Below are 14185 nucleotides of genomic sequence, written 5' to 3'. Positions count from 1 at the left end.
GAGAAAGAATAGCACAGCATCTAGCAAATTTTTCTATATTTTCATGTACGAAAATTTAAAATTTTGTTACGATAAATTTTAGGATAGCAACAAGGAGAACAGCATGTGGAGAAATCGAAACGTATGGATTATTTTATTAGGTGAATTTGTCGTAGGTCTTGGCTTGTGGGCTGGCATTATTGGCAATTTAGCCTTTATGCAAGAGGTAGTACCTTCTGACTTTCACAAATCATTAATTATTTCTTGTGGTATTTTAGCAGGCTTAGTTGTTGGTCCAATGGCAGGACGTATCATTGACCAATCGAAGAAAAAAACGGTTGTCCAGATGGCGAGTATCGGACGCATCATCAGTGTTTTATTTATGTTTATCGCACTTTATACTAATTCGGTCATTTGGATGATTCTATTTTTAATCACGCTGCAAATAGCGGCAGCATTTTATATGCCTGCCTTGCAATCTATTATTCCCATGATTGCGAAGGAACAGGATTTAATTACATTAAATGCTTGGCAGATGAATGCGAGAACCATTTCAAGGATCATCGGTACAGCCGCTGCTGGATTTATGCTCAGTTTTTTTGAGTTAAAATGGTTATATATTATTTCATTTATTGTCTATTTAGGCATGTTTGTCATTACTAGTTTATTGCAATTGGATGAAGCATCTACTGAAACGATGACAAACAAAGAAAAAGGGAATTTTAAAGAAGTGTTACCGATGGTGAAAGAGCATCCAGTCGTCTTGATGACGCTTGTCTTAATGTTAATTCCTACATTATTTTTAGGCTCTTTTAATTTAGTGATTATGAAAATATCTGAAATTCATCAATCTACCACAATTTCAGGATTATTGTATACGGTGGAAGGTATCGGATTTATGCTTGGTGCAGCTGGTTTGAAAATGATTGCTGACCGTGTACAAATGGGTACACTGCTTTTTTCATTGGCCTTTATTATCGGCTCAATGGAGCTCCTATTATTACTGGCAGATATTCCATTTTTCGCTTTAGTGGCATTTGGCGTTTTTGGCTTTTCAGTTGGCTGTTTTTTCCCAACGACAATGGTAATTTTCCAAAAACAAGTACCCAAACAGTTTCATGGACGCTTTTTCTCATTCCGCAACATGATTGATTCCGTCGTCTTTCAAATCGTGCTTTTATCGACAGGTATGATGCTAGATTTAATTGGTTTAAGTGGTATGGGACTTGTTTTCGGAATCATAAGCTTAAGTTTAACCACTACTTTCTTATTTTACGCTAAGAAAAAGAATGTCGTTATGCATGCACATTAATATCATGTCCTTTATGCATGACACCAATTGGGGCATACGATAGAGGTATAAAAAGATGGTAGCATAGGAAAGGAACTGTCTAGATGGAGACGGTTCCTTCTTCATTAATTCAAGTAATCTTGTTTGATATACATAGAGAAAGAAGGTTGAAAAATGGTTGAAAAATCTCAAGAGTCAATTGCGTCCTATATTGAGTCACCAGAAAAACTAAAAAACTTATATAGGCGTGTACTGATAGTTGTTAGCTTATCCCAAATTTTTGGGGGAGCTGGACTTGCGGCGGGTATTACGGTAGGCGCTCTACTGGCACAACAAATGCTTGGAACGGATGCCTATGCGGGTGTACCCTCTGCATTATTTACGTTAGGCTCTGCGGGTGCGGCTTTCATTGTAGGAAAACTATCTCAGCGTTATGGTCGCCGCATAGGCTTATCAACAGGTTTTATAGTGGGTGGACTTGGTGCAATAGGTGTAGTCCTTGCTACTTTAATGAATAGTATTGTGTTATTGTTTGCCTCTCTATTAATCTATGGAGCTGGTACGGCAACTAATTTACAGGCACGTTACGCTGGGACAGATTTAGCCAATAATAAGCAACGTGCTACTGCGATTAGTACAACCATGCTTATGACCACGTTTGGTGCTGTTTTAGGTCCGAATTTAGTAGAATGGATGGGAAAAGTGGCGCTGTCTATCGGTATTCCAGCTCTAGCGGGTCCATTTCTATTATCTGCTTTGGCCTTTATTATGGCGGGGCTTGTATTGTTTACTATGTTGCGTCCTGACCCGCTAGAAATAGCGAAAGCCATAGAGGCACATAAGCAAAAAATGAACAAAGAAAATCAAGTACCATCCATGCCTATATCAAGCAATAAAAGAGGTCTAGCGGTAGGAGCAACAGTTATGGTCCTGACACAAATTGTCATGGTGGCCATCATGACAATGACACCTGTACATATGAAACATCATGGCCATGGATTAGCCGAGGTTGGTATTGTGATAGGGTTTCATGTAGGTGCTATGTATCTGCCATCACTCGTCACAGGTATTCTTGTTGATAAAATCGGCCGTACCGCAATGAGTATAGCTTCAGGTATTACATTGCTTCTTGCTGGCGTAGTGGCTGCATTTGCACCAAGTGATTCCATGGTGTTACTCATTGTGGCACTTTCTTTACTGGGATTAGGTTGGAACTTCGGCTTAATTAGTGGAACTGCTCAAATTGTTGATGCGACGGAGCCTTCTACCCGTGCAAAAACACAGGGCAAAATGGATGTCTTTGTGGCATTGGCAGGTGCATCAGGTGGTGCGCTATCAGGTATGGTAGTGGCGAATTCAAGCTATGCAGCGTTGTCCTTAACAGGAGGGCTATTGTCGTTAGTATTGATTCCTGTTGTCATTTGGTCTAGAAGAGCTGCTTAAAAAGGCGAAGGGGAAATTGGAAGCTAAGCTAATTATTATCCGAGGAAGGATGATCTATTAAAATTAATGGTAAAGCAACTGTAGTAACAAAAAACTTACCCTTTCTTAGGGTAAGTTTTTTCATAGTGTTGAAAAATTTCCGTGCAGGTTACAGCTTTCCTCTGGGCGAACACAGCTCCGTTTAGAGGTTTACCTGTATCGCTATCACAGAAGATTCAAGTAGGCTTCCACTCCAATCCATTAAAATGTTTCTTTTTTAGAAAATCAAATAAAACAAAGGTGTTCACTACTCTTTATGGCTAGAGTAGTCACTCATCACTACTGCCAGTATGAAAGAGGAAAAGCTACTTTTGTAGAATGGTTGGACAGGAGCCAGCGTCACTCCTAGGGGATTTAGCGACTCATCGGACGCTGTTGGAACGGAAATCAACCCCTTACCTTTTAAAATTGTATTTTCTGCCGTTGACATCACATTTTTTCAATTGGAACTATTTTATTGAATAAGCGTTACAATATTAAATCGTTAGAAAGTGAAGAGTAGGTACATATGTGGATTTAATAACAGAAAAATTAATCATGATTGCTTTATTTATTTTAATCATTCATGCGATTGAAACGCTTGCATATGCAGTACGTTTATCAGGAGCACGTGTCAAATTACTAGCTTCCGCTTTATCTCTTTTTAATGTAATGGTCATGGTGTCGAGGTTAGCAAATATGATGCAACAACCATTCACTGGGAGCCTTGTTGATACAGCACCTACGGATAATGCGATGACATTTGTAGAACATCAATTTCGACTAATTATTGGAGCGGCTTCGCTTGGAACAATAGTAGGAATCTTACTTATCCCTACCTTTGTAGCCATTTTTTCAAGAGCTATCGTTCATTTGGCTGAGGAAAGAGGTTCAATCCCGGCTTTATTGAAAAAGGGCTTTACATTTGACTATGTAAGACGAGGGATTAAGCATATTCATACACCAAATTTTAGTTATTTAAAAGGCATTCGTCTACAGGATATACCGATTAAATTATTTGTCATCAATATTGTTATTACAGCTATTTATACGATAGGTGTTTTATCAGCCTTGTATGCCACATTATTAGTACCAGAATTAAAGACTACTGCTGTTATGGCATCTGGATTAATTAATGGCATTGCAACAATACTATTAATCTTATTTATTGACCCGAAAATATCCATTCTAGCAGATGATGTGATCAATAAGAGAGGAAGCTATCTAGACCTGAAAAGAATGTCTGTTATGATGATGTTTTCCAGGTTTTTAGGAACGATTATGGCACAATTATTATTGATTCCAGGTGCTCATTATGTTGCGTGGTTTGCCAAACTGATTGCTTAATCAAAACGGCCTTCAAGCATTCAGTTCATGGAACAGTAATCGCTTTGGATAGTGGACAATATTTACACCATACAAAATCACCAAAAATTGTTGAAACCTTAAGGGCGTTTATGAAAAATAAAATCTTATCTCTCCATTTTTAAAGAGGTAAGATTTTTTTTAGTTCGATCCCGACACTAAAAAAAGGTTAGTAATAAGCTGCTACAAGGTTGCTTGGCTTTGCTATACATTGTAATCCATATTTCGATAAGCATTGAAATACTCTCCGTTTATAATTAGCATATAACATGAATTATATGAGGAGCCAGAATATGAAAAACTATCAATTTATTGCTTTATTAGTAGTAACGACCTTTTTAATGGGTTCATCATTTGCCATTGTTAAATTAGGCTTACCGTATGCCTCGCCTCTATTATTAGCTGCACTTCGTTTTATATTGGCTGGTATCATCATGGCTATCGTTGTTATCATCTTGAAGAGACCTCATCCTATCACGAGGAAGGAGTGGTTCAAGTTATGCATGATCGGGCTCTTTCAAACGGCAGGTGTGATGGGGTGTATTTTTTTAAGTCTACGCACTATCACGGCAAGTGAGTCTTCTATTTTAACATTTACAAACCCATTATTAGTTGTAATTTTTGCCACCATTTTTATGAAAGTACGCTATCGTTTCTATCAATGGATAGGGGTTTTATTTGGCTTAATCGGCGTGATCATCACAATGGGGGCACAAGTTGAATTGAAAGTAGGTATCCTTTTTGGCTTGCTATCAGCTGTTTTTTGGGCTACTGCCACACTATTGGTGAAAAAATGGGGCGTGTTATTCGATACGTGGGTTTTATCTGCTTATCAGATGCTATTTGGCGGCTTACTCTTATTACTTGGAAGCGCTTTGTTAGAACAACCTTTTTTTAGTGTGAATCCACAATCGTTATTGATTCTGTTGTGGCTTAGTATTTTTTCTTCGATCATTCAATTTGCAGGGTGGTATTATCTTCTGCAAAATAGTGATCCAGGAAAAACAAGTGCCTATTTATTTTTAGCTCCTTTTTTTGGCGTATTAACAGGCTGGGTGTTATTGGATGAACCGTTAAAACCATCACTAATGGTTGGCGGCTTACTCATCATCATGGGCATTTATTTAGTAAACCGTACTTTTAGTGAAGAAAGGGCTAGGAGATAACTCCGTGCCCTTTCCTCTTTTATAAATCCAAATGAAAGACCTCTTTAAAGCCTAATTTTCCTTTCTCCGTCACTTTAATGGCGCGAATAGAGGGAACTCGTAATAGCCAACCAAGGTTGAAGAATTGATTTAATAGCTCGCAGCCTAGTGCACCAGCTAAATGATAACGCCGTTCACTCCAATCTAAACAGGCATGGGAAAAGGAGCGCCGTTTTCTCTTTAAAGCAGTTAAATCGATTCCGAATGTCGTAAAAAATAATGTCCCCTCATCTGTCAGGACAAATTGTTTACCCTCCAATGTAAGATAGCCTGCCTTCAGCATCGATTCCGTTAATTGGACACCCAATTTACCAGCAAGGTGATCATAGCAAGTTCTAGCATCCTGTAATAATTTGATTTGGCTCGATTGCTTTAATGAACGTACTTCAGGTGGTGGAGAGATGGCTAGGAATGATTCTAAAAATTGAGCAATGTCCTCACCAGCCAATTGAAAATAACGATGACGGCCCTGTTTTTCAACTTTTATCAGCTTTCCTTCTACTAATTTAGCAAGATGAAAGCTAGCAGTTTGCGGTTTAATGGCAGCCATATAAGCTAGTTCACTAGCCGTATGAAAACGACCGTCCATCATACTAGCAAGTATGGTTGCCCTTGACGTTTCACCAAGAAGTGCTGCTATTTCTGCCATGTTTGGATTAATTCCCATTCTGTCACAATCCTTTCAGTTTCCTATATTTAGATTTTAGTCAAAGTCATTATGGTTTACAATAAAAGTAATAGAGGAGGAGAAATAAATGGAAACATATTATGCAGTGATTTTTACATCGCAAAGAACTGAGCAAGATGGGGATGGCTATGGCAAGATGGCTGACCTAATCGATGCCTTAGCACAGCAACAGCCTGGTTTCATTCGTGTTGAAAGTGTTAGAAACGAGGAAGGAAAGGGCATAACGGTGTCTTATTGGGAATCGCTAGAGGCTATCCAAGCATGGAAAGACAATGCCAAGCATTTAACAGCACAACAATTGGGTAAAGACAAATGGTACACAAACTATAAAGTGGAAATCTGCCAAATGATAAAAGATTATTCATTTGCCAAATAGCAATTGAGAAGGAGGCCTATTTTTTATGACGATTGTGGAAGAATGGCACGAACTAAGACAAAAATTTAATCCTTCCAATCCGATAACCATTAATCAAATGCATATTTTTAAAGATCAATTAAAGCAGGTTCAACAAACTGAAGAAACAGTAAGAATTTTAGTAGAAGTTTACTGTTTACTTAGAATGTATCCTGAGGCATATCAGTTATTTACTGTCATTATGAATAAAGACGATAAAAAGGATCGGAAAAAATATGGCGTTCTCCAGACCTACATAGATCAACCGAATTCGGTGAATCCTCTGCTGCCAAGAAAAATTAGAGACCATCAGCAGCTTAAAACGAAAATTCCAACGTTTAAATATCTACCAAACCCTCTAGAGGCTGAAATTTTTGAAACAGATGAAATCGTTGTATGTGATTGTTGCGAGCAAGAAGTGGATGTCTATTATACTGGTGGTATTTATGCAATTGAGGAAGTAGATTATCTTTGTCCTTCCTGCATCCATAGTGGGGAAGCGGCTCAAAAATATGATGGTTCTTTCCAGCAAGACTTAATGGATGATGAACAGGTTACGAACCCCACATTTGCCGAGGAAGTGCTCTTTCGGACGCCTGGCTATGTAAGCTGGCAGGGCAATAATTGGGTGGCACATTGCTCCGACTATTGTGCGTTTATCGGCTATGTTGGTTGGCCTGATTTAGTAGAGCGAGGAATTGAGGATCAATTTGATAATTATACCGGCTTTTCAAAAGAAGAACTTTCTGCATCCTTAATGAACAAAGGTCATCATCAAGGCTATTTATTTCAATGCTTGGAATGTGACCGTTATGTGCTTTATTCAGATTTTAGTTAATCGTTGTTTAAGGGGGTAGGGAAGTGGAACAATTTCTACAACGATATATCGATTCATGGCGTTTAAATGGTTGGTTTATCCACGATATTTTTTTCTGCATCGTGCTAGGTATAGGACTTCTACTAGTTTTGTTTATCGTCATGAAACGTAAACGACTCGTTACTTCTAGCATTTTGCTCATTGCTTTTTTATTGGTCAGTAATCTATTAATGATTGTTTTTGGCTTAGCGGGGAGAGGCTTTCCCATCAAATCCGATTCGCCGATTTATACTGATGATTCACAAAGCATTGCTGTTCAAATGGTGCAAGGTTCAGAAAATAATGGGACATCGAATGGAATTACGCATTTAATTGCACACCATCTCCTAGTAGCTGTGAATTTACAAACAGGTGAAAAGCAATGGACAAAATCAGCTTCCTATAAAGAAACACTGCTTGGGGAATTTATGGGCGGTGTTCTTGTCCATCATCGGGATGATGAGTTTGGTCAATTATCACTGTTAGATTTGGAAACAGGCAAAGAAATACTTTCTGAAAAAGAGTTTCGAACGCTACATCCGTCATTAATAGCAATATTGAGCAATAATGCATATCAAATGGCTGTCCTAAAGAACAATTTATATTTGGAAGGGGTCGATGGCAAATTCTATCGCTTTGATGGTAAAACATTAAGTGAGGATGTGAAGGCTCAAGATTACCTATCAGCCCGTTTTTTCATCGAGACTGAGTTGCCGGGTTATTTTGCTACACATCCACAGCCTGTAGAGGATTATCAGGCCATTCGAGATTTTAGTCAAGCTGTCCTAACCGAGCCAGCCATTCAAGCCTATGCAAATTTACAACCAAAAGTGGTGGATGTAGATATCATAGAAAAAACGGCTCTTGTTTCATATAGGCAAACACAGCGAGAAAGTGCTGAACACATGTTATTGCACTATGATATGAACAAACATCAAATATTGTGGGAAAGCAATATTGGCATCATTAATTCCCAGCAACAACAGCCCGCTGTACGGACTTTAGAGAATAGCTATGTCATTCAAGCCGGTGATAGATTACTGGTATTGGACAAAAAAATGAAAAAGAGGGCTGTTCACTATCATCTACGTTGGAATCGTCCTATTGATGAGTGAACTCTATTGGAAAAATCATTCTTTTTTTGATTCGCCAAAAAAGGAGTATAATTTAATAGGAAGAAACTCTGATTAAAAGGACGGCGTGCAAATATGGATGAGCAATTAATGGATTGGATTATACGCTTTCAAAGGGATAAGGATATTGAAGCACTGGCCCATTTAAAAGACTATTGTTATGAGATGATCGAACCTTTGATGGAAGAATTTACGATGAAGTATGGCGAAGAAGCAGGCGAGTTATTACGCCTAAAGTGGGATAAACGATTTTATTTTATATTTACAAAATATCAAGTGAATGTAGGGCTACCCCTCGAGACATTTGTAAAAAATACGTATCGTTTTTATTTCATGCAGGTATTACAAAAGGCTGGTTATAAGTGATCGAAAAAACCCTTGATTTGCGTAAAAACAAATCAAGGGTTTTCTATTATTTATAGAGTAGATCTTCTGCTAAATGAGTAAACACTTCACCGATTATCGACTCTTCATCATAGACTGAGGAACCTGTATTTTCTTCAGGTTGAGCAAAAGGAATTTGAGCGATCACATCTGTCTGCAATAAATCTGCTAATTGTTCGGCTCCACCTTGCCCAAATAGATAGTTTTTTTGACCATCAGCACCTTCAAAATAGGCCATGTTTTCAACAACACCAAGAATCGTGTGTTTCGTATGTTGCGCCATCAAGCCTGCACGAGATGCAACATGAGAAGCGGCAAGATGCGGTGTTGTCACAATGATTTCTTGAGCTTGTGGAATCATCGCAGCCATATCAATCGCAACATCTCCTGTACCAGGTGGCAAATCGATGAGGAGATAATCTAAATCTCCCCATAGCGTGTTGACAAGGAAATTACGAATCCACTTATTGAGCATAGGACCACGCCACATAACAGGCTGATTGTCATTTGTAAAAAAGCCCATCGACATCATTTTTACGCCGTGACGTTCTACTGGAATCGCCGTTTGATCAAGCATAGTAGGCTTTTGGTCAATCTTCATCATGGCAGGGATACTGAAACCATAGATATCAGCATCTAAAATACCTACACGTTTGCCAAGACGAGCAAGCGCAACCGCTAAATTAATGGTCACCGTAGACTTTCCAACACCGCCTTTACCACTTGTAATGGCAATGAATTGCACACCAGAATTAGGCAGTAGCATGTTTGGCATTCCTTGTTCAGTAACATTTTTTGCTTGTAGTGAGGCTGTTAATGTGCGTCGCTCCTGTTCTGTCATAGCTCCAAAGCTAATGGTAGTGGAGGCACCAAGCGCTTGTAATGCCTCCTCCACATCTTGCTGTATTTTTGCCTTTAACGGACATCCTGGAATGGTCAAAATAATATCCAGTGCTATATGATTGTCATGTATTTGGATGTTTCGCACCATATTCAAATCTACAATACTCTGATGAAGTTCAGGATCATTCACCTGTTTCAATGCGTTTACAACATTTTCTTTTGTTAACATTTAGGAACCACCTTATTCTTTTAAGCCTTTGCCGAGTCCCTTTAAGAAATGAACCCCAAAATTGAGCGCACGATTGACATCTGGATCGTTTAACATTTTCATGAGCTTAAAGGCACTAACTTTTTCATTCGATTCAAGTGCTTTGCTTGCTTCATCTACGCCTGTATTTAAGCCTTCAATGAGCTTAGTCGTTGTTTCAGGATTGAGCTCCGTCAATGCTCCCGCAACACCCATTATATTGTTAATGATATTGGTTACAGGCTTACGCGTTAATTGTCCTAGTGCAATATGGGCTACTTCCTCTTTGGCTTCAAGTAGCTTCATTGCTGCTTCTAGTGCACCGATTTCATTTAATTCAGCCATAATACTAAACACCTGATTGACAGCTTCTTCATTTTCAGAAAGCAATTCTTTTAGATTGTCTAATTTTTGTTCCTTTAGTTGTTCTTCCGTTAATTGTTGTTTTTTAATGCCTGTAATGGGTACAGCCATGCTCTCACTCTCTTTCGTTTATGGTTGTTAAGTGAACGTAGCCAGGACGATTCCATTTTCGTTGTACCTCAACACCATTTTGAGGATGACGCTTTTTATAGCGTGGGTTTGTGCGAGGAAGTGGTGATTTACCTTTTGCTTTTAGCACTTCTACTCGTACTTTTGTTTGTTTATAAGCTGGTGTTGACGTATTCACATCTGCTGCAGGGCCAGTTAGGAAGTTAATGGCTGAATCTTTGCTAACAGAGTTCATTGGTAAGAATAATTCGTTTCCTTGTACGCGATCTGTAACAAGAGCATTTAGTTTCAAGGCACCATATGGAGACACTAAACGAAGTAGGGCTCCATCTGCAATGCCTCGTTCTTTCGCCAATTCTGGTGATACTTCAACGAAAATTTCAGGTACTTTCGATTGAATACCTTTCGATTTATTTGTTAGATTTCCTTCATGGAAGTGTTCAAGCATACGGCCATTATTAATATGACAATCGTATTGTGCTTCAAACTCAACAGGCTGCACCCAATCATTTAAAGCAAAGCGAGCTTTTTTATCAGGGAAGTTAAAGCCATCTTCATATAATAATGGTGTATCCTTACCATCATGGCTACCCCAACAGAAGCTTCCCCAGCCTTCTAGAACATCATAGTTGGCTTGTGAGAAGAGGGGAGATAGGCTCGCCATTTCATCAAAAATGTCACTTGGGTGATCATAATGCCAATCTGCTCCTAAACGACGAGCAACCGCTTGCAATATTTCCCAATCTGCTTTCGACTCACCAAGTGTTGGTAATACTTGATACAGGCGTTGAACACGACGTTCTGTATTCGTGAATGTACCTTCTTTTTCAAGCGAAGGCGCAGCAGGTAAAATCACGTCTGCATATTGTGCTGTGCGTGATAGGAAACAATCTTGGACAACGAAAAAGTCAAGCTGTGAAAGCACCTCATCTACATGGTTGGCATTACAGTCAACTAGTGCCATATCTTCGCCCACTAAATACATCGCTTTCATTTTCCCTTCCATAATCGCATCTAACATTTGCATATTAGTTCGACCAGGCTGTGGTTGAATAGGGACACCATAGGCTTTTTCAAATTTTGCACGTGCCTCGTCATCTGTGACTCTTTGATAGCCTGGCAATAGATTTGGAAGTGTCCCCATATCGCAGGCACCTTGCACATTGTTATGGCCGCGAAGTGGGTAGGCACCAGCACCTGGACGACGATAGTTCCCAGTTGCTAAAAGTAAATTTGAAATCGCTGCGGATGTATAGGAGCCACCAGTATTTTGTGTTACACCCATGCCCCAAAGAACACATGTACCATCTGCATCACGAATCATTTCAGCCACTTCGATCAAAGTTTCTTTACTAATACCAGTCATTTCTTGTGCATAATCAAGTGTATAGGTTGCAAGTACTTGTTTAAAATCTTCATAATGAAGGACGTTTTCTTGAATAAACGCTTCATCATGCCATCCTTGATCAATGATATATTTGGTAACAGCCATTAACCAAACTTGGTCAGTACCTTGCTTTGGACGCATAAAAATGTCGGAACGCTCGGCCATTTCATGCTTACGAATATCCGCAACAATTAATTTCTGACCATGTAATTTATGTGCGCGTTTCACACGTGTTGCTAAAACAGGATGTCCCTCAGCTGGATTAGCCCCAACAATAATGACAAGTCCAGCCTTAGCAATATCTTTGATCGTACCAGCATCTCCTCCCATGCCAACTGTACGTAATAAACCATCAGTTGCAGGAGATTGGCAATAACGAGAACAATTATCGACATCGTTTGTTCCAAATAATTGACGGGCCATTTTTTGAATTAAGTAATTCTCTTCATTTGTAATTTTAGAAGAGGAGATAAAGCCGACAGAGCCCGGACCATATTGTTGTTGAATACCACCTAGTTTTGTTGCAATTAAATCCAGGGCTTCATCCCACGAGGATTCAACAAACTCATTATTTTTACGAATGAGTGGTTTTGTAATACGTTCCTCAGAATTGACAAAATCCCAGCCGAATTTTCCTTTAACACATGTAGAAATCGCATTTACTGGACCATCGGAAGGCTGTACTTTTAAAATTTTACGACCTTTTGTCCAAACTTCGAACGAGCAGCCTACACCACAGAAAGTACAAACTGTTTTTGTTTTTTTTGTGCGTTTACTACGCATGGCTGCTTCCACTTCAGAAACGGCAAATATACCGCTATAGCCTGGTTCAACTTCCTTAATCAAGCTGATCATCGGATCTAACATATCCTGTTTGAGGCCAGTCATAAATCCAGCCTCTCCAAGCATCGATTTTTCCATTAAGGCATTACATGGACACACGGTTACGCATTGACCACAGCTTACACAGGAAGAATCATTAATAGCAACGCCTGTATCCCAAATGACACGTGGTCTTTCTGCTTCCCAATCAAGGGATAATGTTTCATTTACCTGTAGATTTTGACAAACCTCTACACACTGACCACAAGCGATACATTGGTTAGGATCGTATCGATAAAACGGATGTGACATGTCCACTTCATGAGGTTCCACTTTTGGTTGATAGGGATATTTTTGATGCTCGATTTCCATCATTTCGGCTGTGTTGTGTAATGCACAATTGCCATTGTTGTTATCACAAACTGTACAATACAGTAAATGATTTTCGAGTAGACGGTCCATCGCTTCTGTTTGTGCCGCTTTTGCTTTGTCAGACGTTAGGAATACATTCATGCCGTCTACTGCCTTTGTAGAGCAGGAACGAACTAATTGGCCATTCACTTCCACGATACATGTATCACATGTTTCAATTGGGTCAACAGCGGGCACATGACAAATCTGTGGATGCGGAATGTCATGTTGATTAATGGTATCAAGGATTGTAGCTCCTTCTTTTACTTCATACGGTACGCCATTAATATTAATTTGAGTCAAGGTAACTTCCTCCTTTTGCACTTTGAGACGAATCGGCTAACATGGTACAGCTTAAGACAAAAGGGAATAACAAATCGAGTTGGTGATTGTTGAAAAGATTGTCTTGTTATCATTGTAATTCCCAATGGTTCTTGAAGCTACCTCAAAATAGGTAAATTGCTAGATCATAACATGTTATCCATGTCTCGGTTTTGAAAAAATAAAAAAATCCACCATGAAATCACATGTCCTAGACATGCTAATAATTCATGGTGGATAAAATTCTTAGCAGGTCTTGCTAAAAACTCAATCTACTTTTATTTTTTAATAACAATAGAATTCAACTATTAAAAACAGTATGCAACATCGTAACATAGAGTTCATAATAAATTAATTCCATTTGATATGCATATTATAGCCCTTTCCTTCAAAATGAACAATATTTATCATAAAATTTATTAAATGAGAATTATTATCAAAAAGTATTTTCTCTTTTATTTTTTTTAAAGTTGCTATATCATTAACAAACTGTAAGGGTGGCCTACATAACCATTTGCCTAAAAAAGTTTAATTATGATGGGAGAATCGTTGCTATGTCTAAAAAAATCCATGAATTTAATGACATGATTCGAAAGTTAAGAAAGGAAGTATTCGGTAAAGGTCCAGAACGTATTCATACCGTTTTTGTCGAGAATATGGCTGTATCTACCTTATACGGAAATATCACTCCGACAGAAAAATTTATTGCCAGTACACCAGAAGGGCTGAAAATGGTGCATGCTGCAAGGACGAGTATGATTCAAGATTTATATAGACAATCGCCACCAGAGGGTATGGAAGAACTGATGGGCAGCAAATTACTTCACTTATTTTCAGATATTAAAATTGAAGAGGATTTTGCGATTTCCGTCTTTGTTTTTGAAAAGCATATCAGTGAATAAAGGG

At 38.7% G+C, this 14185-nt stretch carries 13 protein-coding genes; 9 read left to right on the top strand and 4 right to left on the bottom strand.

The window, feature by feature from the left end:
* Positions 1-103 precede the first annotated feature (103 nt).
* The 4 genes from CD31_RS09970 to CD31_RS09955 all read left to right on the top strand — a co-directional run bounded on the left by CD31_RS09970 (position 104) and on the right by CD31_RS09955 (position 5262).
* The gene (locus CD31_RS09970) at positions 104-1291 is read left to right on the top strand and encodes an MFS transporter (protein WP_036077291.1); all 1188 of its coding nucleotides are present in this window, start codon (positions 104-106) and stop codon (positions 1289-1291) included.
* A 153-nt stretch (positions 1292-1444) separates the two neighbouring features.
* On the top strand, positions 1445-2713 hold the full coding sequence (locus CD31_RS09965; protein WP_036077288.1) for an MFS transporter: 1269 nt from the start codon (positions 1445-1447) through the stop codon (positions 2711-2713).
* 576 nt (positions 2714-3289) lie between these two features.
* Positions 3290-4078: a lipid II flippase Amj family protein gene (locus CD31_RS09960; protein ID WP_036077453.1), complete on the top strand. Its 789-nt coding sequence runs from the start codon at positions 3290-3292 to the stop codon at positions 4076-4078.
* 311 nt (positions 4079-4389) lie between these two features.
* Positions 4390-5262, top strand: coding sequence for a DMT family transporter (locus CD31_RS09955; RefSeq protein ID WP_036077286.1), 873 nt, complete (start codon positions 4390-4392; stop codon positions 5260-5262).
* 19 nt (positions 5263-5281) lie between these two features.
* On the opposite strand, the gene CD31_RS09950 is transcribed toward CD31_RS09955, so the two are convergent.
* The gene (locus CD31_RS09950; RefSeq protein ID WP_016991658.1) at positions 5282-5968 is read right to left on the bottom strand and encodes an ArsR/SmtB family transcription factor; all 687 of its coding nucleotides are present in this window, start codon (positions 5966-5968) and stop codon (positions 5282-5284) included.
* Between the two features lie 88 nt (positions 5969-6056).
* Here CD31_RS09950 and CD31_RS09945 point away from each other — a divergent pair, with 88 nt between their 5' ends.
* The 4 genes from CD31_RS09945 to CD31_RS09930 all read left to right on the top strand — a co-directional run bounded on the left by CD31_RS09945 (position 6057) and on the right by CD31_RS09930 (position 8738).
* Entirely contained in the window at positions 6057-6365 is a 309-nt protein-coding gene (locus CD31_RS09945; protein ID WP_016991657.1) for an antibiotic biosynthesis monooxygenase family protein, read from the top strand.
* A 25-nt stretch (positions 6366-6390) separates the two neighbouring features.
* The gene (locus CD31_RS09940) at positions 6391-7221 is read left to right on the top strand and encodes a CbrC family protein (protein ID WP_036077283.1); all 831 of its coding nucleotides are present in this window, start codon (positions 6391-6393) and stop codon (positions 7219-7221) included.
* A gap of 23 nt (positions 7222-7244) precedes the next feature.
* Positions 7245-8354: a PA2928 family protein gene (locus CD31_RS09935; protein WP_036077281.1), complete on the top strand. Its 1110-nt coding sequence runs from the start codon at positions 7245-7247 to the stop codon at positions 8352-8354.
* Between the two features lie 93 nt (positions 8355-8447).
* Positions 8448-8738 carry a hypothetical protein gene (locus tag CD31_RS09930; protein ID WP_036077279.1) on the top strand — a complete coding sequence of 97 codons (291 nt, stop codon included), beginning with the start codon at positions 8448-8450 and terminating at the stop codon, positions 8736-8738.
* Between the two features lie 46 nt (positions 8739-8784).
* Here CD31_RS09930 and CD31_RS09925 read toward each other — a convergent pair whose 3' ends face one another.
* Genes CD31_RS09925 through fdhF form a run of 3 tightly spaced genes read right to left on the bottom strand, consistent with a single transcriptional unit; the run spans position 8785 to position 13261 of the window.
* Positions 8785-9828 carry an Mrp/NBP35 family ATP-binding protein gene (locus CD31_RS09925; protein ID WP_036077277.1) on the bottom strand — a complete coding sequence of 348 codons (1044 nt, stop codon included), beginning with the start codon at positions 9826-9828 and terminating at the stop codon, positions 8785-8787.
* A 12-nt stretch (positions 9829-9840) separates the two neighbouring features.
* Positions 9841-10320, bottom strand: coding sequence for a helical membrane plugin domain-containing protein (locus CD31_RS09920; RefSeq protein WP_016991653.1), 480 nt, complete (start codon positions 10318-10320; stop codon positions 9841-9843).
* 4 nt (positions 10321-10324) lie between these two features.
* Positions 10325-13261 (bottom strand): formate dehydrogenase subunit alpha, encoded by a 2937-nt coding sequence (gene fdhF / locus CD31_RS09915; RefSeq protein ID WP_081977487.1) that lies wholly within the window; start codon positions 13259-13261, stop codon positions 10325-10327.
* A 572-nt stretch (positions 13262-13833) separates the two neighbouring features.
* Between fdhF and CD31_RS09910 the strand changes: the two genes are divergently transcribed.
* Entirely contained in the window at positions 13834-14181 is a 348-nt protein-coding gene (locus tag CD31_RS09910; protein WP_004230595.1) for a Na-translocating system protein MpsC family protein, read from the top strand.
* Positions 14182-14185: the final 4 nt, after the last annotated feature.

The sequence above is a fragment of the Lysinibacillus boronitolerans JCM 21713 = 10a = NBRC 103108 genome (assembly GCF_000772935.1).
GTDB classification, from domain to species: Bacteria; Bacillota; Bacilli; order Bacillales_A; family Planococcaceae; genus Lysinibacillus; species Lysinibacillus boronitolerans.
The sequence above is the reverse complement of the archived record's forward strand: the minus strand, read 5'-3'. Positions and strand labels throughout refer to the sequence as shown.